The 20340-nt window shown below is 64.3% G+C and carries 23 protein-coding genes; 9 read left to right on the top strand and 14 right to left on the bottom strand.

Going from position 1 to position 20340, the window contains the following annotated elements; all coding sequences use genetic code 11:
- Window positions 1–6: 6 nt before the first annotated feature.
- The 3 genes from map to sfsA all read right to left on the bottom strand — a co-directional run bounded on the left by map (window position 7) and on the right by sfsA (window position 2118).
- Window positions 7–837 carry a type I methionyl aminopeptidase gene (gene map / locus AC1RNC_RS09655; protein WP_492840551.1) on the bottom strand — a complete coding sequence of 277 codons (831 nt, stop codon included), beginning with the start codon at window positions 835–837 and terminating at the stop codon, window positions 7–9.
- A 114-nt stretch (window positions 838–951) separates the two neighbouring features.
- Complete coding sequence (locus AC1RNC_RS09650; RefSeq protein ID WP_492885741.1) at window positions 952–1341, bottom strand: hypothetical protein; 390 nt, start codon at window positions 1339–1341, stop codon at window positions 952–954.
- Window positions 1342–1398: 57 nt separating this feature from the next.
- Window positions 1399–2118 (bottom strand): DNA/RNA nuclease SfsA, encoded by a 720-nt coding sequence (gene sfsA / locus AC1RNC_RS09645; protein WP_492885739.1) that lies wholly within the window; start codon window positions 2116–2118, stop codon window positions 1399–1401.
- A 52-nt stretch (window positions 2119–2170) separates the two neighbouring features.
- On the opposite strand from sfsA, the gene AC1RNC_RS09640 reads away from it, so the two are divergent.
- On the top strand, window positions 2171–2950 hold the full coding sequence (locus AC1RNC_RS09640) for a competence/damage-inducible protein A (RefSeq protein ID WP_492885737.1): 780 nt from the start codon (window positions 2171–2173) through the stop codon (window positions 2948–2950).
- A gap of 18 nt (window positions 2951–2968) precedes the next feature.
- Here AC1RNC_RS09640 and AC1RNC_RS09635 read toward each other — a convergent pair whose 3' ends face one another.
- Entirely contained in the window at window positions 2969–3367 is a 399-nt protein-coding gene (locus tag AC1RNC_RS09635; protein ID WP_492840543.1) for a helix-turn-helix domain-containing protein, read from the bottom strand.
- Window positions 3368–4076: 709 nt separating this feature from the next.
- Here AC1RNC_RS09635 and AC1RNC_RS09630 point away from each other — a divergent pair.
- Both AC1RNC_RS09630 and AC1RNC_RS09625 read left to right on the top strand, forming a co-directional pair.
- Window positions 4077–4991: a hypothetical protein gene (locus AC1RNC_RS09630; protein ID WP_492885735.1), complete on the top strand. Its 915-nt coding sequence runs from the start codon at window positions 4077–4079 to the stop codon at window positions 4989–4991.
- Window positions 4982–5734 (top strand): hypothetical protein, encoded by a 753-nt coding sequence (locus tag AC1RNC_RS09625; protein ID WP_492885733.1) that lies wholly within the window; start codon window positions 4982–4984, stop codon window positions 5732–5734. The genes AC1RNC_RS09630 and AC1RNC_RS09625 overlap by 10 nt, the downstream gene beginning before the upstream one ends.
- 146 nt (window positions 5735–5880) lie before the next feature.
- Here AC1RNC_RS09625 and AC1RNC_RS09620 read toward each other — a convergent pair whose 3' ends face one another.
- The 8 genes from AC1RNC_RS09620 to traA all read right to left on the bottom strand — a co-directional run bounded on the left by AC1RNC_RS09620 (window position 5881) and on the right by traA (window position 12945).
- Window positions 5881–6147: a hypothetical protein gene (locus AC1RNC_RS09620; protein ID WP_172272169.1), complete on the bottom strand. Its 267-nt coding sequence runs from the start codon at window positions 6145–6147 to the stop codon at window positions 5881–5883.
- 101 nt (window positions 6148–6248) lie between these two features.
- Entirely contained in the window at window positions 6249–7391 is a 1143-nt protein-coding gene (locus AC1RNC_RS09615) for a Fic family protein (RefSeq protein WP_492885731.1), read from the bottom strand.
- Between the two features lie 204 nt (window positions 7392–7595).
- Complete coding sequence (locus AC1RNC_RS09610; protein WP_492885729.1) at window positions 7596–7868, bottom strand: hypothetical protein; 273 nt, start codon at window positions 7866–7868, stop codon at window positions 7596–7598.
- 43 nt (window positions 7869–7911) lie between these two features.
- A complete protein-coding gene (locus AC1RNC_RS09605) occupies window positions 7912–8232 on the bottom strand; it encodes a sigma factor-like helix-turn-helix DNA-binding protein (RefSeq protein WP_492885728.1) in 321 nt (106 codons plus the stop codon).
- On the bottom strand, window positions 8229–8711 hold the full coding sequence (locus AC1RNC_RS09600) for a HEPN domain-containing protein (protein WP_492885726.1): 483 nt from the start codon (window positions 8709–8711) through the stop codon (window positions 8229–8231). The genes AC1RNC_RS09605 and AC1RNC_RS09600 overlap by 4 nt, the downstream gene beginning before the upstream one ends.
- On the bottom strand, window positions 8708–9139 hold the full coding sequence (locus AC1RNC_RS09595; RefSeq protein WP_492885724.1) for a hypothetical protein: 432 nt from the start codon (window positions 9137–9139) through the stop codon (window positions 8708–8710). Before AC1RNC_RS09595 ends, AC1RNC_RS09600 begins: the two co-directional genes overlap by 4 nt.
- Before the next feature lie 404 nt (window positions 9140–9543).
- Complete coding sequence (locus tag AC1RNC_RS09590; protein WP_492885722.1) at window positions 9544–10230, bottom strand: DUF6118 family protein; 687 nt, start codon at window positions 10228–10230, stop codon at window positions 9544–9546.
- A 6-nt stretch (window positions 10231–10236) separates the two neighbouring features.
- The gene (traA, locus tag AC1RNC_RS09585) at window positions 10237–12945 is read right to left on the bottom strand and encodes a Ti-type conjugative transfer relaxase TraA (RefSeq protein WP_492885720.1); all 2709 of its coding nucleotides are present in this window, start codon (window positions 12943–12945) and stop codon (window positions 10237–10239) included.
- 176 nt (window positions 12946–13121) lie between these two features.
- Between traA and AC1RNC_RS09580 the strand changes: the two genes are divergently transcribed.
- From AC1RNC_RS09580 to AC1RNC_RS09570, 3 genes are read left to right on the top strand one after another with little or no spacing between them, the layout of a single operon-like run.
- A complete protein-coding gene (locus AC1RNC_RS09580; protein ID WP_492885718.1) occupies window positions 13122–13430 on the top strand; it encodes a conjugal transfer protein TraD in 309 nt (102 codons plus the stop codon).
- Window positions 13381–13707, top strand: a complete 327-nt coding sequence (locus AC1RNC_RS09575) for a conjugal transfer protein TraD (RefSeq protein WP_492885716.1) — start codon at window positions 13381–13383, stop codon at window positions 13705–13707. The genes AC1RNC_RS09580 and AC1RNC_RS09575 overlap by 50 nt, the downstream gene beginning before the upstream one ends.
- Window positions 13704–15272 carry a type IV secretory system conjugative DNA transfer family protein gene (locus tag AC1RNC_RS09570; RefSeq protein WP_492885714.1) on the top strand — a complete coding sequence of 523 codons (1569 nt, stop codon included), beginning with the start codon at window positions 13704–13706 and terminating at the stop codon, window positions 15270–15272. The genes AC1RNC_RS09575 and AC1RNC_RS09570 overlap by 4 nt, the downstream gene beginning before the upstream one ends.
- A gap of 11 nt (window positions 15273–15283) precedes the next feature.
- On the opposite strand, the gene AC1RNC_RS09565 is transcribed toward AC1RNC_RS09570, so the two are convergent.
- Window positions 15284–15811, bottom strand: a complete 528-nt coding sequence (locus AC1RNC_RS09565; RefSeq protein WP_492885712.1) for an antirestriction protein ArdA — start codon at window positions 15809–15811, stop codon at window positions 15284–15286.
- A 630-nt stretch (window positions 15812–16441) separates the two neighbouring features.
- Here AC1RNC_RS09565 and AC1RNC_RS09560 point away from each other — a divergent pair.
- The 3 genes from AC1RNC_RS09560 to AC1RNC_RS09550 are packed head-to-tail and all read left to right on the top strand — an operon-like array spanning window position 16442 to window position 19153.
- Window positions 16442–17095 carry a sugar transferase gene (locus AC1RNC_RS09560; RefSeq protein ID WP_492885710.1) on the top strand — a complete coding sequence of 218 codons (654 nt, stop codon included), beginning with the start codon at window positions 16442–16444 and terminating at the stop codon, window positions 17093–17095.
- Window positions 17096–17148: 53 nt separating this feature from the next.
- Complete coding sequence (locus AC1RNC_RS09555; protein WP_492885708.1) at window positions 17149–17787, top strand: NAD-dependent epimerase/dehydratase family protein; 639 nt, start codon at window positions 17149–17151, stop codon at window positions 17785–17787.
- A gap of 58 nt (window positions 17788–17845) precedes the next feature.
- On the top strand, window positions 17846–19153 hold the full coding sequence (locus AC1RNC_RS09550; protein ID WP_492885706.1) for a UDP-glucose dehydrogenase family protein: 1308 nt from the start codon (window positions 17846–17848) through the stop codon (window positions 19151–19153).
- Here the strand turns inward: AC1RNC_RS09550 and AC1RNC_RS09545 are convergent.
- Window positions 19150–20331 carry a glycosyltransferase family 4 protein gene (locus AC1RNC_RS09545; RefSeq protein WP_492885704.1) on the bottom strand — a complete coding sequence of 394 codons (1182 nt, stop codon included), beginning with the start codon at window positions 20329–20331 and terminating at the stop codon, window positions 19150–19152. The two genes, AC1RNC_RS09550 and AC1RNC_RS09545, sit on opposite strands and share 4 nt — an antisense overlap.
- Window positions 20332–20340 lie beyond the last annotated feature (9 nt).

Here is a 20340-nt window from a genome sequence, read left to right as displayed (position 1 = left end):
GCGCGATCAGGCGCCCAGGATCGGCGGCTGGAACAGCCCCGCCGGCGAAGCGGTGAAGATCTCGTAGCCGTCTTCCGTCACGCCGATCGAGTGCTCGCACTGGGCCGACAGCGACTTGTCGCGGGTCACGGCGGTCCAGCCGTCGTTCAGCACCTTCACGGCCGGCTTGCCCAGGTTCACCATCGGCTCGACGGTGAAGAACATGCCGGGCTTCAGCACCGCGCCCTGGCCCGGACGGCCGAAGTGCAGGATGTTCGGGGCGTCGTGGAACACGCGACCCAGGCCGTGGCCGCAGAAGTCGCGGACGACCGAGCAGCGCTGGGCCTCGACATAGCTTTGGATGGCGTTGCCGATGTCGCCGAGCGTCGCGCCGGGCTTCACGGCCTCGAGACCGCGCTTCATGCCCTCATAGGTGATCTCGACCAGGCGACGGGCGCGCGGGCCCACCTCGCCGACGCCGTACATGCGCGAGGTGTCGCCGTGCCAGCCGTCGACGATGACGGTGACGTCGATATTGACGATGTCGCCTTCCTTCAGGTTCCACTCGCCCGGAATGCCGTGGCAGACCACGTGGTTGCGCGAGATGCAGACCGTCTTGGGATAGCCGCGATAGTACAGGCAGGCCGGCAGGGCGCCGTGATCCAGGATGAACTCGCGAGCCAGTCGGTCGAGCTCGTCGGACGACACGCCCGGCTGCACGTGCGGAATCAGCATGTCCAGGCACTCGGCGGCCAGCTTGCCGGCCTTGCGCATGCCCTCGAAGTCCGCGGCCGTGTGGATCTTGATCTGGCCCGTGCGGGTTTCGGCTTCGATCTCGAGGGTGTCGTCTAGGGTCATGCTCTACTCGGGCGTCGCCGCCGCGTTTCGGGCGGCGATCTGGTCGGCGGAAGGGGCGTATCTGCTCATCCTAGCACAGATTTCAACCCCAAGCCCGCCTTCAATGGCCCGCCTTCACTGAGGATTGATGCGCCGCACCGTGTCCGTCGCCGGGCGGATCTCCTTGACGAAGGTCGCGTCCAGGGTCGTGGGCCTGTCGCGGCGCACGTGGCAGACGCCCTTGTAACGCGTCACCCGGCCGGTTTCCTTCTCGGTCAGGTCCGCCGTGAACTTGACGTCCCATTCGCCGGGCTTGCCCGTCGAGACGGGATCCATGTCGTTGGAGGTGACGCCGGAGATCGTCTTGAGGCCGAAGCGATCCTCCAGCTTTCCGGTGCAGGCCTTGAAGGCGAAGATCGCCCGCAGACCCGTCATCATGCCGCTCTCGGACTTGCCGGGGTCGCTGGGTCCGCACCCACACAGGGCGAGCGTCAGGGCGGCCGCGGCCAGGACATTCGTCTTCATGCGATCCCCTCAGTTCGCGCGCCCGGAATGGGTAGCGAAATGCGAGCCGATTGCAGCTTAAATCGCTGTTAGGTGAGTGTTGGTCCACAGGATCCGGCGGTCGATCCGCACGGCCTCCGTGCTCATGGCGCAGGCGTAGACCAGCACTTCCACGCCGGCCCTGGCCGCGGCGTCCAGGCCCGCCGCGAACTTCGGGTCGAGGTCGGCGCAGGCCTGGAAGGTCTCACAGTCCTCGCGCTGGACGACGAACAGCACCACGGCGCGGCAGCCCTCGGCGACCTGGGCGGCGAGGTCCGACAGGTGACGCGTCGAGCGTTCGGCCTTGCAGTCGGGGAACTCGGCCAGGCCGGGCTTGCGGCTGAAGTGGCAGTTCTTGACCTCCAGCCAGCAGGGCGGGCGGTCCTCGTGGGTCAGCAGGAAGTCGACGCGGCTGGCCTCGGCGTATTTGACCTCGGGGCGGATGGTCGCGTAGCCGGTCAGTTCGGGGATGGCGTCATTGGCCAGCGCCTCGGCGACCAGCCTGTTCGGCAGCAGAGTGTTGATCCCGACCAGCGCGTCGCCCTGCTCGACGCATTGCAGGGTGTAGGCCAGCTTGCGCTTGGGATCGTCCGACCACGACACCCAGGCGCCCTGGCCGGGATCCCGGACGCCCAGCATGGCGCCGGGGTTGGGGCAGTGGGCGGTGATCTCGCGGCCATCGTCCAGCACCAGGTCCGCGAAGAAGCGCTTGTAGCGGCTGACCAGCCGGCCGTGAACGAGCGGTTGCGGGAGCAGCATGCGGAGCCTAAGTCGAAACGGTAGGAACGAAGCGACATAGGGGATCGAGCGGATGACGGCTACCCGAACGGGAACGGGCGAACGCGTGACGGCCGCCGTGATGATCATCGGCGACGAGATCCTCTCCGGCCGGACCCAGGACGTGAACCTGTCGGCCATCGCCAGGTACCTGGCCACCTACGGCGTCGACCTCTGCGAGGCCCGCGTGGTGCCGGACATCGAGGGCGAGATTATCGACGCGGTCAACGCGCTGCGGACCCGCTACGACTACGTCATCACCACCGGCGGCATTGGTCCGACCCACGACGACATCACCGCCGATTCGATCGCCAAGGCGTTCGGGGTGACGGCCCCCGAGCATCCGGAGATCATGGCCATGCTGCGCGAGCGCTGGGGCGAGCCCAACGCCGCCCGCCGTCGCATGGCGCACGTGCCCGAAGGCGGCAGCCTGGTGAAGAACCCGGTGCAGGGCCCGCCCGGGTTCCAGAAGGACAATGTCTTCGTGCTGGCGGGCGTGCCGGCGATCATGCGCGGCATGCTGGAGGACGTCGGGCCGCGCCTGCGGACGGGCGCCGTCGTGCTGGCCAAGACGGTGCGGGTGACCGGCACGGGCGAGGGCTCGATCGCCGCGCCGCTGGAAGCAGTGGCCAAGGCCCATCCGGACATGTCGCTGGGCAGCTATCCGTTCTTCAGCCCGCCGGACATCTACGGCGCCAACCTCGTCCTGCGCGGTCGCGACGCCGCCGAGCTGGACGTGGCGGTCGCCGAACTGATCGCCGCCCTGACCGAGGCCGGGGCTCAGAACATCGAGCTCCTGGCGGATCCGGCCTAGAAGGCGTCGGGGGAGCGCCTATTCCTCTCCGGCGATGGCCTTGGCCAGGTCCACCAGATGCTTGCGCATGCCCGTCGACGGGATCGCCAAATACGAGCGCGCCAGGTCCGGGCCGCCAGGCTGCGACCAGAACGCGGCCATCTCGTTGGCCAGGTCGGCGGCGGTGGTGTCGGCCTCTTCGGGATCGTCCAGGCCTTCGAAGAAGAAGCCGATCGGCGTCTTCAGGAACATAGCCGTGGCGTGCAGCTTGCTGGCGCTGATCCGGTTGGACCCGCCCTCGTACTTCTGCACCTGCTGGAAGGTCAGGCCCAGGGCGTCGGCCAGCGACTGCTGGGAATAGCCGAGATCCTTGCGACGCATACGCAGGCGACGGCCGACGTGGATGTCGACGGGATCAGGGGTCTTGTCTTCAGCCATGCTCACAAACTCGGACGCGACGGTGGGGAGGAAATGACTCATCGAGTGGCGATACGCGAAAGCCTCCGCGATCTTGAGCGGAGTCGAGATCCCAAGAAACGTATAATCTATGCGGTTCGTCGTATTCACGCAGGGCGAGCAAGCCCTTCAAGCGTACGCCTTTCGGTCACATCGCGCGGCGCGGGTTCCTCGCCGGGATCTCAACCGACCAGAGGGCGGGATGGTTGGCGATGGTAGGGACGGTGGGACTCGAACCCACACGGATTGCTCCAACGGATTTTAAGTCCGGTTACATCGTTGATTTTAAAGGGAAAAAGCCGATTGTGCTAGAAGAGTGTGCTAAGCGCGGCTTTTGCCAATCATAATCGCGCGTTCGGCGCGGACTGTCCAGAGAAGGTAGCGGTAGGCGTCGTCAGACTCGTCAAGGCCGCACTCGACGACGCTGATAGTCGTCGGACTCGTCTCGATGAGTCGCTCCGACTCTTTCCGGCCGAGGCTTCGGTCGCCAATCTGAGCCTGCGACAGAGTATCGTGGGTCGCTCGTTCGCTAACAGTGCACTTGAAGATAACATCAGTGATGTTAATTTCGCACGTGATGTTACGGACGTGGAAAGACAAGTGGGAGCAGCAGCTCGCGGAGAAGGCTGAGGCCTATCTGCGGGAGAGCTTCGGCGCGAGCGTTTGGTTGGTTCGTGCCGAGCCCACTGGCATGCCCTTCTTCATAACCGATCAATACGCCCTCTGGCGCGCCGAGATCTTCGAGCGGTCCTGCGTGCTGATGGCCGTCCGGGCGGCCACGGGCGCGACGGCCGACGAGCTGGCCCGCCACGTTCATGTCGTCCGGGAGCGCAGCAACACCCCGACAGTGGTGTTGGTGTTTGAGACCTTGTCGCCATCGCGGCGCCTGAGCTTGCTGAAGCAGCGGTTGGCGTTCCTGGTGCCGGGGGCGCAGCTCTACATCCCCGAAGCCTTGATGGACCTGCGCGAGCGGGCGCCCAGGGCGCCGGTGCATGACGTCGAGACGTTTTCGCCTACCAGCCAGATGATCGTCATCGGCGCCCTCCTGCGGCGCGAGACCGAAGCGCCCAGCGCAACGGCCCTGGCCACCCGCTATGGCGTGGCCACCATGAGCGTGAGCCGGGCCTTCGACGAACTGCAGGCCGCCGGCCTGGCCGACACCTCGCGCACCGGCAAGCAGAGGGCTCTCAGGTTCGTCAGCCATGGCCTCGATCTTTGGGAGGTCGCCGCGCCGCGTCTGCAATCGCCCGTGCGCAAGGTTCGGACCGTCGGTATCCCCTTTCCCCAGCACTTCCCTGGCCGGGTAGCGGGCGAGAGCGCCCTGTCGCTTTATACCCCGCTGGCGTCGCCACGCGTCCAACGACTTGCCGTCGCCGCCGCCAACTGGCCCCAGCTGGTCCGCGACCACGGCCTGATCGCGCGCGAGCCGGGAGACCCGGCCGGCGACGAGGTCGAGACCTGGAGCTACGACCCGGCGGCGCTGGCCGATCGCACCGACCGCAATGTAGTCGACCGCCTCTCCTTATACCTGAGCACGCGCGACCACCCCGACGAACGTGTCGCCCAAGCCGCCGAGCAGCTCCTAGAGGACATGTCGTGGTCGTAGGCCTGAAGCGTTGGCGCGAGCACTTCGCCGACTATGCCGACCGCTACGTATTGGTCGGCGGCGTGGCGTGCGAGCAGGTGATGGAGGAGGTCGGTCTTACCTTTCGGCTGACCAAGGACTTCGATATGGTGCTGCTCGTCGAGTTGCTCGACGCGGCCTTCGCCGACGTCTTCTGGGCCTTCATCGAGGCGGGCGGCTACGAGCGGCGCGAGAAGGCCGATGGCGGCAAGCTCTATAGGTTCCAGCGCCCCTCGGAATCCGACTATCCGCAGATGATCGAGCTGTTCTCCCGCGCGCCTGACGGCATCGATTTGGCGCCGGGAAGCCAGCTAGTCCCGCTGCCGATCGACGACGCGGCCGCCAGCCTGTCGGCGATCCTTCTCGACGGCGGCTACTACGATTTCTTGCGCGAGAACGCCCGTGTGGTCGACGGCCTGCCCTTGCTGAACGAAGCGGCGATCATCCCCTTCAAAGCTCGCGCCCACCTCGATCTGGCGAAGCGTAAGGCCTCCGGCGAAGCCGTTGATGGCGGGAACGTCAAGAAGCACCGCAGCGACGTCTTCCGTCTGTTGCAGCTCTTGCCAGAAGGCGAGGTTCAACCCCTACCTGAAGCGATCCGGGCCGACATGACTGCCTTCGTCGACGCCGTGGCCAGCGACAAGACCTTCAAGCCGGTCGACTTCAAGCTCAAGATGACGCCGGACGAGGCCATAGCCCGTCTTGTGGCGGCCTACGGTCTGTAGATCCGGCGAGGACGACCTAGCCTTCGAAAAGGAAGGCATAGGACCTGACGGATCAATCACGGCTTCTGGCGGGTCGTGGATTCTGCGGCCAGATGTTCGTACCCGTCGGATGATCTGAATGAGGCGCTCTGGCGCATCGCTACCGATCAGCGCCGAAAGGGCACCACGTTCGATCGACCCAGCAACGCCGCCATCCCTTCGTCTTGTAGAACGGACCGAAAGGCTTCCATGGCTAAGTCATCTGTCGGAAATTGATCATCCCAGACAGTGGATGTGCCTTCCTCGTCCACGACCTCAAGCGCCCAGCCCGGTTGATTTTCAAGCCGATAGATTTCCACAGTCGCGCTTATTCCATCCGCAGACACCGGGCCGGAAAGTCCCGATCGGATGATGTTCGGATCGCGTTGATTCATTGTAGTCTCCTAGCCAAAAGGGTAGCGCGTACCCCGCTGAACGTCACGTTCCCGGTGGTAGGCCAACGTCCCTTCATGGTGCTTACCCATTTGTCGTGCGGCTAGATGATGTCCTGTCCGCTCATTGGTGTTGTGGCAGGAACGGCGATGTTTAAGTGATAGCGCGTCGCCTTGTTCGCGCCGGTGCGGGTCAGCGCGCCGATCTCAACCAGTGAGGCGAGGTCGCGGGTGGTGGTCGCCGAGGGCGCGCCTGTGATGGTCATGTAGTTGGCGGCGCTGAGCCCGCCCTTGAAGCCTTCCGGCCCGGCGGCGAATAGCCGGATGAGCGCCTTTTCCTGGCGCTCGTTTAGTGCGCCGCGCAATCGGCCCATGAGGCGGGCCTTATCCAGCACGAATTCGACCTGGCGGAGCGTACTTTGCTGCGCCTCGAGGGTCTTGGCGGCAAACCACAATAGCCAGTCGGTGATTTCGAGTTCGCGATGTGCTCGCTCAAGCTCGGCGTAGTAGGCCTTGCGATGCTGCAGCAAGGTGCTGGCCATGCCGGTGACGACCGGGTTGGCCAATCCTTGCGCCAGGATCTTCTCACTGATCGCGCGACCGACACGGCCGTTGCCGTCCTCGAATGGATGGATGCTCTCAAACCAGAGGTGGGCGATGCCGGCGCGGGTGATGGCGGGGAGAGGTGTGTCGCCGCCCGGCGCGGTGCGCTCCAGCCAATCCCAGAAGCGCTGCATTTCCGCGGTAAGGGCGGATGAAGGCGGAGCCTCGAAATGCACTTTCGGGGCGTGCAGCGAGCCCGAGACGATCTGCATCGGATCTGTGTGGGTGCGATAGCGCCCGATATCGACCAGATCGGTGCGCCCGTTGGTGATCCAGCGATGCCAACGGAACAGGGCCTCTTCGGTCAGTGGCGTAGTTGCCCGCTCATAGAGATCGACCATCATTTCCGCGATGCCGGCCTCGGCGGGCGACGCGCGGCGACGATCGCTGGCCAGGCCTAGGCGCCTGCGGATGGACGACTGGACGCTATCTCGGTCGAGCGGTTCGCCCTCAATGGCGGAAGTATCGACGGCCTCATGGCTCATCAATTCGATGCGCAAGGCATATTGGTCGTCGGCGTCTAGATGTTTGGATGCACCGATGAGCACGCCCGCGTTCTCGATGAAGAGCGCTTCGGCGCGCACCAATGTGCGCTGATCCCAAGTAAACTCGGGCCAGCCTTCCTGCTGCCAATTCCAAACCATGATCGATATCTATCCGATATATCGATCAAAATCCATTGGAATGTGATCTGTATAAGCCATTCCAATCGATCATGGACATTGTGCCGGTAGGTGGAGGGGGGGGGCGGGATGCGCAGGTCTTTGATCAACCGCTTCTCGCGTGTTGGCGAGAAATAGAAGGCCGCGAACAGGGCGGCTGGCCCGGCGAACACCCTTCACCTCATACTAGCTGACGCCGAGAGGCGTCAGCCTCCGAAATTCGCTCTCGGCGCCGGCGATCAACGCATCGATCGTTGCCGCGACCTCCGGCCCTAGCTCCCGATGGAAGTTGGCGCCGTAGGTGGGCATGGCCGAAAGGCCGCCAGGATAGGTCACGGTCGCGGGCGATCCGTTCTCGAACACGACGGCTTCGACATAGGTCGGATCTGCGTAGGTCTCGGCCCGGATCTCGAAGGCCCGGCCGGCGTGCTCAAAGGTGCTGGTTCTCAGAACGGACATGGTGGGGACCTCCATCGAACTGCTGAGAGACTGATGGGCGAGTTCATCCGACGTCAAGCCGGGGGCGAGTTCGCTCAATGAAACGGACCAGGGAGTCGATCTGATAGAGCGCAGCCGCCAGATGCGCTTCGACCTCTGGAATTGTCAGGGCTAGGTGACGGCCGATCTGGTCGTAGTCGAGCGCTTCGATGCAGCTCAGCATGAAAACGTCTCGTGCGGCGCCGCGCAGTCGCAGGAGGGCGTAATAGGTCACCTCCTGGCTGTCGTGAGGATCAAAGCCTCCGCCGGCCCATAGACGCGGGTGGCGCCAACGCCACCATTGGATCGGATCAAACTGCCAGTATTTCCAAGCGTGGCGCATCATCCGCGCTCACGGGGGATCGCATTGGTGGGGCCGCCTGGAACCTGAGCCCCGATGGCGATCCCAACGGCGGCGATTAGGTCGTCCACCGTCTGGCAAGCGTCGAGCCAGCACACCGATGCGATGGTCTCCGCCGGCATGTGGGGAATGGTGTGGGTTTTGTAGTAGGGATTGAGCGCCGCCGCGATCTTGGCCAATCCGGGTGGCGCGCCATCGAACCCGGCCCGCTTTGCGCTTTTCAACGCTTTGAGCAGGTCATGGCGGACGTGAATGCGGTTCCAGTCGTCGCTGATCCCCCGGTGAAGAAGATAGGCCTTCAACGCAAGCTCGATCGCGATGGCCAGGAAGTGCCGCGCGCCGTCCGGGAACCGTGGGACCAACTCTTCCGTACCATTCCAGAAGCTCCTGGCGTTGCGGAGGAACCGCTCGGCTAGGCGGCGGTCGTTGCGGCCGTGCCGTCGATGGAGCGCGTCATTCCTCATGTTGGACGGCTCAGCGTCTTGAGGTCTTGCACTGCCCGAACCATGAGGCCGTGGACCTCTTCGTACCCGTCAGGATAGAGGAGCCGCGTCGCGATGGTCAGGTTTGCCACCACAGCCGCCACGCTCGCCGCAGGCGTTGAAGGCAACGCCTTCAGCAGCGCATCGCTCTTCCTATCCAACGCTTCGAGTTCAACCGCTATGTCGTCGAGCTTACGCGCCTGCGGCAACGCGCGGCGTTGGTCCTCGGAAAGACGAAACCAGTTGAATTCGCGAGCCAGAAAACTCTCATGCCGACCCCACTCGGCGCTCAAGCGCTCCCGCTCTGCTTCAACGGCGAACCACCTTTCACACGCGGCGATAGTCGGATCGGTGGCGGTGGCGCCAGCCTGTCCGGCAAGCACCGGCGTGGCAGAAGCGCCGACTAACACGGCGCGTCTCGACAGTTCGGGCAGGCGCGCGACCGCGCCTCCCGTCTTTCGACGTGAGCCCATAACGACTAACCTGTATGTTGATTGTCTAGCTGTTCGATGAATCAGTTCATACAATACGAAAAGTATCACATGAGTCGTGACGTATCAATCACTGCGGCGCAAATTCGTGCGGCTCGGGCTTTGGTGGACTGGAGCGGTCCGCAATTGGCCAATGCCTCTGGGGTCTCAGTCCCCACAATTCGGCGTATGGAAAGCGCCGTCGGGCCGGAACGCAGCTCCATCGTCAACGTAGAGGCGGTGCGACGTGCGTTGGAGGAAGCTGGAGTGATCTTCCAAGGTCCCGACGATTCCGCAGGACCGGGCGTGAGACTGAAGAAATAGCGGAAAGGCTGGCGCGGCTTTCAGCGCCTCCGGACGATCACCTTACAGGTCTGGTCCTTCCCGCCCTTGGCCGCCGCTCGCCGGCAGGCCTCCAGCGCTTCGCGATTGTCCCGCTCGAACTGCGACATCTCAACGATCCGAGCCCAATCCTGCGGGCTGACGCCGTGCATCATCTGTCCGCCCGCCGTCCAGCGATCCTGCTTCAGCGTGGCCGCCGCCATCCGCTCGGCGACCTGCCAGCGATCGGGTAACGCCCGCGCGATCGGCCCGGACAGGCCGACCCAAAGGACGATGCCCGCCATCACGCCTCCGGCGCCGGCGGCGATCACCCACCTGCGTTGATCGCGCGTGGCGCGCGGACGCGGCACGACTTCGCCGAGCGCTCTCACGGCATCGTCCAAACCGCGCTGCGCTCGTGACCAGTCGCCCTGGGCCTCCTGTCGGACGCGTGTCGCGGCGGCCTGGACCTCTCCCGCCACACGGGCCGGCGTCAGGCTGAGCAACGGCGACTGCGCCAAGGCCTCGATGCGCTTGTCCACCGCCGCGAGCTGACTGGCCATCTTGCCTAAGGTCGGACCATAATCGACCGGCTCATGGCGCTCTTCCGCCGCCGCCAAGCCCTCGACCGCCCGTCGCAACAAGGCGACCTCGGTCCTCAGTTGACCAAACGCTTCCTCGGCCGGATCGCCATACGCCTCGTCCGTCACGCCACTTCACCTTTCCCAACCGCGATCACGGTTCTTGCTGGGCTCGTCGCCGGGTCCGCGCCCACGATCATGATCCATGCCCTTCTTCAAATCTTTCTCCCGGTTGGGGGCTGGCGCGCCGCGCGCCTTGTCGGGCGCCAGCCGTTCCATCTTCATCGCCGCCAGGGTCGGCCCGGTGCGGCCTTGGGCCGCCGCCGTCAGCAAGGTGGGATTTTTCTCGACCACGCTCGCCAGGTGCTTGGCCGCGCCGGGCCACAGACCCGCCACGGCCTGGGCGCCGCGCTCCAGGCCCTGCTTCTGGTGCTCCAGCATCGGCAAGCCGGCCTGCCGCATGCGCTGCACGTCCATCACCGCCGCCGCGTAGCCGCGAACGGCGCGATGGGCGGCCCGGTCGTCTTTGGCGATGTCGGGGGTCTTGGTCTGCGCCGGCTTCGGATTGAACCCGGCGAACCGGCCGCGTCCGGCGCTATCGGCCGGGCCGTCGATCGACCGCCGCGCCGCGAATGTCTTGGGATAGTCGAGCGCCATCTCCTTGGGCCGATCGCGACCCAAGGTCCTCACGAGATCGCGCCGTTCGGGGAAGTCCTGGCGGCTGTAGTGCAGCGCGACCCCGTCGCGGTGCCGGCTGAGCGCCACATAGGCCGCATGCCGGTCCATGTGGCCGCTGGCCAGCACATGGGTGCGATCGACGGTGACGCCCTGGGACTTATGGATGGTCGCCGCGTAGCCGTGATCCAGATCGTTGTAGGTCTTCAGATCGACGCTGATGCGCCGCCCATCGTCGAGCCGCACGCCCATTGCGCCCTGGCCGATGGTTTCCACCGTGCCCAGCGTGCCGTTCTTGACGCCCAGCGAGCGCTCGTTGCGCAGGAACATCACCCGGTCCTGGGCCGCGAAGTCGCGCATGCCGCGCGTGGTCTTCACGCCATGGTCTGGCCCAAGCTCGCCGTCGGCCTTCATGCGCTCGCGGGCCAGGGCGTTGAGGGCGCCGACGTCTTCTCGGGTATAGGCCAGCATCATCCGCGACGCCTGCGGATCGGCTTGGCGTTCGCTGGCCCAGCCGTCGATCACGGCGCCGCGCGCCGCGTCCTTGCTGTCATGGCCGTGGACCATGCCGGCCGCCTCATAGGCAGCTAGGGCTTGGTCCGTGCGTCCGGTCGCCAGATGCCGCGTGGCCTGCCGTTGCCAGTCCTCGCGCTGACGGCGGATCTGGCTGATCTCGGCCGCGCCGTGCCGCTCGGTCAGGGCGCGGAACGCCGCGCCGGCCTCAATGGCCTGAAGTTGCTCGGCGTCGCCGACCAGCACCACCTTGGCCCCGGCCTGCTCGGCGTGATCAAGCACCCGCTGCATTTGCCGTGAGCCGACGAGGCCCGCCTCGTCGATCACCAGCACGTCGCTGGACGATAGCTGATCGCGGCCACGCGCCCAGCCATATTCCAAACTGGCTAGCGTGCGCGAAGGGATGGCTGATCCGCCCTCCAGGTTCTCGGCGGCGATGCCCGATAGCGCCGCGCCCTGAACCCGATAGCCCTGCGCTTCCCAAGCCTCCTTGGCGACGCCCAGCATGGCGCTCTTACCGCTGCCGGCGTAGCCGACGACTAACGACAGTCTCTCGCGCCCGGCGACATGGGAGAAGGCGTCGCGCTGCTCATCGGACAGCGTCAGACCGGCCGCCGCGCTCTTGGCCAAAGCGGCGTCCTGCCGACTGGTGCTAACACCATGGTCGCGGCGCTCGGCCATCGCTTGCGCCGACTGCTCCAGCCGCCGTTCGACATTGAGCATCTCGCGGCTGGTGAACCGCTCGCGGCCCTGGCCGTCGCGCCCCAGCGCCACCAGTTCCGGCGAGGTCCTGATCGCGCTTCTGACTTGGTCGAACTGCGCCTTGCCGTCGCTGTGGCGATGGGCGAACCGGGCGAGGTCATGATCGGTGAACGTCGCCTGTTGATGGGTAATCGCCGACAGGGCGATCCTCGGCTCGGCGATGATCCGCTCGCCGTTGCGCCGGGCGATCTCGCGATGATCCTGAGCGCGCTGCGCGCTCTCCCCGCGATCGTCACGCCGCGCGCCGGCCGGGCCGATCTTGTCCTGTGGCTCCAGGTCGATGCCCTGATCTTTGAACGAGCGGTGATCGATCCGCGCCTCGATGCCCAGTTGGGCCAAGCGCTCGTTGACGTGCTCGCTCCAGGCGCCGCGCCAATGGGTCAAAAGCTCGGTGCTGTTCCAGTCGCGGACCTTGGCGCCGAACCGCGCCGCGCCGTCTTCATCAACCGCGACCTCGCGCATGGTCAGCATGACGTGGGCGTGGGGCTTGGGACCGCCATCCTCGGCGATGTCCCAATGCACATTGAGATCGGCGACCATGCCCCGATCGACGAACTCGCGCTGCACGAAGTCACGGGCCAGGGTCACGCCCTGCTGCTGATCCATCTCGCGCGGAATGGAGAACTCGACCTCGCGCGCGAGCTGGGCGTCCTTGCGCTTCTCGCCGGCCTCTACCGCGTTCCACAAACGCGCCTGGTCGGGCCAGGCCTCTCGGGCCGCCGCGTTGGGCGTCAGGATCTCCGAATGGACGACGCCGGCCTTGTTGGTGAAGTCGTGCGCCCGGTCCAGACGCTCGTCATGCAGACGGGAGGCTGAGCGATATGCGGCGGCGGCCACCGCGCTGGAGCCGTTGGCGCGGCTGATCACCTTGGCTGAGAAGTGATAGATCGCCATCGCGGCGTTCCTTCAGCTTCGCTCCTTCGTGCACGTCGGAACGACGTATAAGCGCGCACTCCGATCGCAGATCGGCCTGACTTGCTGCACACGGCGATTTTAAACAACTTGCGCGCAAGCTACAACCTTTGGTATTTGTGGCGCGGGGCGGGCTCCATCGCAGGAGGCCTTGAGCTATGCGCAAACCCCGCGACATCGACGCCGAGCTGACAGCTCTGGCGGCGAAGGCGAAACAACTCAGAAGCCAGAAGATCAAGCAGCTAGGCGAACTCGTCATCGCCACGGGCGCGGACGAACTCGACCCGGAAGTTCTGGCCGGCGCGTTGCTGACGGCGAAGGCTTCCAAGGACGCCAAGTCGCGGGAGGCCTGGAAGTCGGAAGGCGAGGCCTTCTTTCGCAAAAGTGCCGGCCGCAAGCTGGCGTCGGCGGCTGCTGGTGACGGTGCGGGCTCTGGCCAAGACCCTGGCGCTGGCGCGACGGGCTGAAGCCGCCGCCGCGCGCCTCGATACGAGAGCCTGGGTCGTGCAGCGCCGCGAGCGCACTCACCACCTGATCGAACTTGGCGGCCTCGTCGCCAAGGCCGGCCTGGTCGATCTTACCGACGACGACCGCGCAGCCCTGCTGGGCGGCATGCTCGAACTTGCCGACCAGCTCCAAGACGCTGACCGCGCCGACGTGCTCGCGCGGTGGCGGCATCGCGGGCGGCATGTTTTTGAAGCCGATACGCAGAACGATCGGCCGAAGCCGGAGGCGGCGAGATGATCCGCACTGTTACCCTCGTCGGCGCGATCCTGCTCGGCCTCTTCATCGGCCGGCTGGTCGGGGGCTTTATGCTCACCGTCATTGCCGCCGTCGGGCCGGTCGGCTCTGGCGTGAGCATTCCGGTTCTGGTCGTCGCGAGCTTGCTGGGTTGTGTGGTTGGCTTTCTTCGGTGGCGGCGCTGGTGGCCGGATGGAGCAGTCTCCGACACGCACGGCTCGGCGCGGTTCAGTCGCGAGTACGAGATCGCTCGAACACTCGGTGGCGACGAGGGTCTAATCGTCGGCCGCTCGATGCGCGACAAGCTGCTTCGCTACAATGGCCCCGCGCATCTGCTGACCATCGCGCCGTCGCAGGCCGGCAAGGGCGTCGGGACGATCATTCCGAATCTCCTCACGCTTAGGCGCTCGGTGCTCTGCGTCGATCCGAAGGGGGAGAACACCCGCATCACGGCGGCGGCGCGCGCACGGATGGGGCCGGTGTTCGTGCTCGATCCGTTCGACGTGTCGGGCCAGCCGTGCGCGGCGTTCAATCCGCTCTCGGCGCTGGACCCCGATAGTCTCGACCTTGTTGACGACGTCGCGGCGATCGCCGAGGCGCTGGTCTATGATCCACCCGGCCAAACCGGCGAAGCGCACTGGAACGAGGAAGCCAAGGCGCTGATCTCGGGCGTCATCCTCCACGTAGTAACGACGGCGCCCGACTACCTTCGCAGCCTGATCACCGTGCGGAATCTGCTCACCGCTGCGCCAGACGCCTTCGCCAAGATGCTGAGGGCGATGCAGGACAGCGGCGCGGCCGGCGGTCTGGCCGCGCGCGCGGCCAACCGGCATCTTGGCAAAAGCGATCGGGAAGCCGCGGGCGTGTTGTCCGCGGCGCAGCGACATACACACTTCCTCGACAGTCCGCGCATGGCGCGGGTGCTGGAGCGGTCGGATTTCTCGCTGAGCGAATTGCAAACTGGGCTCGTGACTGTGTTCCTGGTCCTGCCGCCTGAGCGGCTGCGAACCCATGCGCGTTGGCTGCGGCTGATGGTGGTGCAGACAATCGACGCCTTGGCGCGCGGTCCGGTAGGTGCGGAACGCGACGGTCCTGACGTACTGCTCATGCTGGATGAGTTTTCCGCCCTCGGATATCTGGAACCGGTCGAGCGGGCGTTTGGCTTGATGGCCGGGTATGGACTTCAAATCTGGGCGATCCTCCAGGATCTTCACCAGCTCAAGAGCGCATATGGCGATCACGCCGGAACGTTCCTGGCCAACGCCCGAGTCATTCAGGTCTTCAACGTCGCCGATATTGACACCGCAACTTGGGTATCGCGGTCGATGGGCGTCACGACCGAAGTCTACAGCACTAGCGGCCAGTCAAAGACGCAGGCCGGCGACAAGCTCTTTTCGACGCATGGCAGCTCGACGAACGTCAACCTCGCGCGGCGCGACCTCCTCACGCCCGACGAGGTCATGCGGATGGATACTGGGTCGTTGATCCTACTCCGGCCGGGAGCGAACCCGACGCTGGCGCGGAAGGTTCGCTACTACAGTGATCCTGAATTCAAAGGCCTGTTCTGAGCGCCTTCGCCTCATCGCGCCCAAAAAACGTGGACCTTGTCGTGAGCCGTCCGGAGCGTGAACACCTCGCCGCTCAGCTCCGCGTCCCGCGCCATGGCTTCGTAGTCGATATAGAGGCGGAGGGGCTCCGGGATCATGACCGTTTCTTCAGTCAGTTCCTGAAAGTAGTCAGCGAGACATTCGAACGCGCCTCGGTACCCGTCGTCGAGCGCCTCGCTCGCCTCGTCGATGTTCCCGCCGAGATGATCGAGCACCAGTGCGCCAAGCTGGCCGCGCTCGCGAAGAAACGATGCGATTTCGACGACCCGCCCGATGTCCTCGTACTCGCCGATGGTCACGCCGCCAAAGCCGTCATGATCATGGATGGCGAACTCTTCCGCGCCGGCGACAGGCGAGGCGTTGAGCATAGCTGTGATGGCGTCTCCGATGGTCTCCTCGTCCTCGACGTCGATCCACGCCCCGTGAAGGCGGCCGGCATTGTAGGCCGCCAGGCAAGCGACAAAGATCCTGGGCGATAGCCGGTCCGCTGCGTTGGACATTGTGATCTCCTTCGGTCGTTGGGTTGCGGACGCAAAAGGCGCGTCTGAAACCCGACGCCCGTCGGCGAGACCGGGGGTGCAAGCGGAGGAGCGGCTTCGCGGGGAACCGGCTGCAGGTCCGCTGGCGCGCGAGCGACATCGGCCGAAGCTGGGCGGAAGCCGCTTCGCAGCGCGCTGGGGGCTGGCCCTAAGTCCCCTGTGGGGCGCCGACAGAGCCGACCAGTTCCCGGCCATTACTGGATCGGCCGCTCGCCAATGCGCGCAGTCCTTATCGGCCAGCTCCCGTTTACCGAGTATTGGGGACATTCAAGAGCGGGGGCGCAAAGACCCTGTCGCATATTCTTGCGACGCATATGACGGTTCAGTGAGGCGCGGCAGCGTTTACCGTGTGCATTCCGTCACAGTCGGAGGCGCCGGTGCTCGCTGATTTAGCGTGCTGAAGTCGTCATTATTCACACGGGCGCCCGTCATTAGGGCTGAGAATGTCACTCGAACGCGCAGGAATCGCCGCGCCGCGAAGAAAGGTTGGTTAACAACCACTGAGGGCGGTTGTTTGCGGAACGCTGATTTAGTAAAGGCTTGTTAAATCATCGGGCAAAGACCCGGATACATAACACTGGTGGGGACCACGTGCTGATAGCCTCTAATCCGTCAGCGGATCAGCGAACCTGTGCCGTGAAAGCGTCGCCGGTGGCTAAAGATCCGCTCAAGCGAGCGATGGATATTCTGGTGGCAGGCGGCGCTTTGCTGTTCTTCGCGCCGCTACTCGCTCTCATCGCTATTCTGATCAAGCTGGAATCGCCGGGTCCGGTGATGTTCCGGCAGTCCCGCGGCGGGCTGAACGGCCAAGCCTTCACGATCTTCAAGTTCCGCTCGATGCGGTGCCAGGAGGACGGTTCGAAGGTCGTCCAGGCCCAGCGCGACGACGATCGGATCACGACGCTCGGCAAGATCATCCGCAAGACCAGCATTGACGAGCTTCCCCAGCTTATTAATGTTTTGCGCGGCGACATGTCGATCGTCGGCCCGCGTCCACACGCTCTCGCTCACGATGATCAATACGGCGCTGTGATCGCTAATTACCGTCTGCGCTTCCGCGCTCGTCCCGGCCTAACCGGTTTGGCCCAGATCAAGGGCCTGCGCGGCGGCACCAGCGCGGTCGAGGTGATGGCTGCCCGCATCGATGCCGACAACGAATACATTGAGCGCTGGACCCTGGGCGGTGACGTCAAGATCCTGTTGATGACCGTGCCGCACCTATTGATGGCGGAGAATGCCTACTAACATTAGGCGGTAGTGGCCAGGATCAAGCTTCTTCGTCGCGTACGGGGGAATTCATGCGGACCGTTCTAGTAGCTGGCGGTGCCGGCTATGTTGGCTCGCACTGTTGTTTGGCCTTAGCCGAGGCAAGTTTCAAGCCCGTAGCCTTCTATGACCTCTCTAACGGTCATGGGGCGCATGTACAGTGGGGACCGCTGGAGCAGGGTGATATCCGCGACGCTGCCCGTCTTAACGCGGTGTTCGCCGCTCACTGGCCTGTTGCTGTACTCCATTTTGCGGCTCGAATCGAAGTGGGAGAGGCCGTTAAAAATCCCGGCGGGTTCTTGGACAACAATGTCGGCGTCGACTACGACACGAGAGATGGCACGGCAGTTCGAGATTATGTCCACGTTCTGGACCTTGCCGAAGCTCACGTCTCCGCCTTGCGGCGACTCCTCGCCGGCGGCTCATCTGAGTCTTACAACCTTGGAACCGGCACAGGGACGGCGGTGCGGGAACTCGTTGACGGCGTGGAGCGAGCGACGGGTAAGCCGTTGTCGGTGCAGATGGCTCCGCGAGGTGCTGGAGATGCGCCGGTCCTTGTGGGGGACAACACCAAAGCGCGCGATCCACTCGGCTGGAAGCCGTTACGGGATCTAGACGCCACGCTCTCGAACGCTTGGCGCTGGCACCAGGCGCAGGCCTTCGGACAATAGGGGGGGGGGGGCGCCGGGCGAGGCTAGCCGATTCACGAGTATAAAAAGGGAAGTTTCGATGCGCGTAGCGATGATTGGCACGGGTTATGTGGGCCTGGTGTCTGGGGCGTGTTTCGCCGACTTCGGCCACGTGGTGACGTGCATCGACAAGGATCCGTCGAAGATCGAGCGGCTGGAGAAGGGCGAGATCCCGATCTTCGAACCGGGCCTTGACGACCTGGTGGCGCGCAACGTCCGCGAGGGCCGGCTGTTCTTCACGCTGGACGGCGCCCAGGCCATCAAGGACGCGGACGCGGTGTTCATCGCCGTGGGCACGCCGACCCGCCGCGGCGACGGCCATGCGGATCTCTCCTACGTCTACGCCGCGGCCGAGGAGATCGCCGGCCTGATCGACGGCTTCACCGTGGTGGTCACCAAGTCGACCGTGCCGGTGGGCACCGGCGACGAGGTCGAGGCGATCATCAAGAAGACCAATCCGAACGCTCAGTTCGCCGTGGTGTCCAACCCCGAGTTCCTGCGCGAGGGCGCGGCGATCGAGGACTTCAAGCGTCCCGACCGCGTGGTGGTCGGGACCGACGACGAGCGGGCCCAGGCGGTGATGCGCGAGCTCTATCGCCCGCTGTCACTGAACGAGACTCCGATCGTCTTCACCGGCCGCCGGACCAGCGAGCTGATCAAGTACGCAGCCAACGCGTTCCTGGCCATGAAGATCACCTTCATCAACGAGATGGCCGACCTGTGCGAAAAGGTCGGGGCCGACGTCCAGCAGGTGGCCAAGGGCATCGGCCTGGACAAGCGGATCGGCGGCAAGTTCCTGAACGCCGGCCCCGGCTATGGCGGATCGTGCTTCCCCAAGGACACCATCGCCCTGGTGCGCACGGCCCAGCAGTATGGCGCGCCCGTGCGGCTGATCGAGACCACGGTCGAGGTCAATGACGCGCGCAAGAAGGCCATGGCCGACAAGGTGGCCAAGGCCATCGGGACCCAGGACCTGACCGGCAAGACGATCGGTGTGCTGGGCCTGACCTTCAAGCCCAACACCGACGACATGCGCGACGCCCCCAGCCTCGACATCGTCCCGGCCCTGCAGGCCCTGGGCGCCACCGTCCAGGCCTTCGATCCGGAAGGGGCCAAGGAAGCCGCGCACATGCTCACGGGCGTGGACTTCAAGGCCGGGGCCTATGAGGTCGCCGAGGGCGCCGACGCGCTGGTGATCATCACCGAGTGGGACCAGTTCCGGGCCCTGGACCTGGACCGCATCAAGCTCCTGATGAAGACGCCGGTCGTGGTCGACCTTCGCAACGTCTACAAGCCGGCGGAGATGGTGCGGCACGGGTTTACCTACGCCTCCATCGGGAGAATTTAACTCAAAGGTGGGCCCGCCGATCTTTCGCGCCTGTTTGAGATCGCCGCACGGTAGATGTCTTCCAACTCCGCGATATTCTTCTGCGCGGAGTATTTGTTATGGTGGTCCGCCTTCGCGCCGGCGCTGCAAATTCTCAACGTGTCGCCTTGCAAGACTTGGTGAACGGTCGATCGAAGCTGCTCAACATTGCCTGCCTCAAAGAGAAGGCCGCTGTGTCCGGGCGTAATTATTTCGGTTAGAGAGCCGATCCGAGATGCAAGAACGGGCAGGCCGGTCGAGAATGCCTCCACGATGTTCATCGGGAAACCTTCGTACCAAATGGAAGGAATAACCATGAATGCGGCGGATTGCATCGCGCGATGAACTTCGCCGGAGGAGAGTCGCCCGGTGAACGTGACGTTGCTTGGGGCTATGGATTTAAGTCTTTCAAGCTCTGGCCCATCGCCGATGATGGTCAAGTTGATGTCGCCGATCTCTTTCCAGGCCTGCAGTAGTATATCAACGCCCTTTTCCGGCGACAGGCGCCCAACGTAGATTGCGCCGTTTCGCTCCCCGCGGACTTCAAGCGCGACGTCGGCAGTGAAGTTGGATTTCACCGCGATGCGTTCTGAATCTAAACCGGACTGTACAAATTTATTTTTGGAGAAGTTGGTCAAGGCGATGAATTGATCCACGCAATCCCAAGTCGACTTTACTTTTGCTCGCCACTGCATTCTGGCGAGCGCTAGCGAACCAATCGCGGAATTGCGGTAACATCGGTGAGCCACAGCCCACCCCTTGTTACCGTCTATGCACTTCTCACATACTTTGCCGTTTCTCAGAAGTAGGCCGTTGGCGCAGATGAGTCGATAATTATGTAAAGTTTGAACGAGTGCTGTGTCAGTACTGTCAATGCCGACATGCAGTGCGGGTGTTAAAAGCGGAAAGAAATTGTGAACGTGGACAACTGTCGGATTTATTTTAAGCGTTATTTTTCTCGCCCATTCCGCCCTTGCTGGGTCAAATGGCGTGTTGATAAAAGCCTTGGCCTTCTGGGGGAGGCTCTCGATGTCGTCGTTCGAAACTTCGACCAATTCAACGTGATGCCCCGATGCGCGAAGTAGATCGCATTCAGCTTCAACGACGGTATCCTCGCCGCCACGTTGCTGGTAGCGATTGTGGAAAACTAGAACTTTCACATTGCACCC

Source organism: Caulobacter sp. GW822-FHT01G02 (assembly GCF_058802865.1).
The sequence above is the reverse complement of the archived record's forward strand: the minus strand, read 5'-3'. Positions and strand labels throughout refer to the sequence as shown.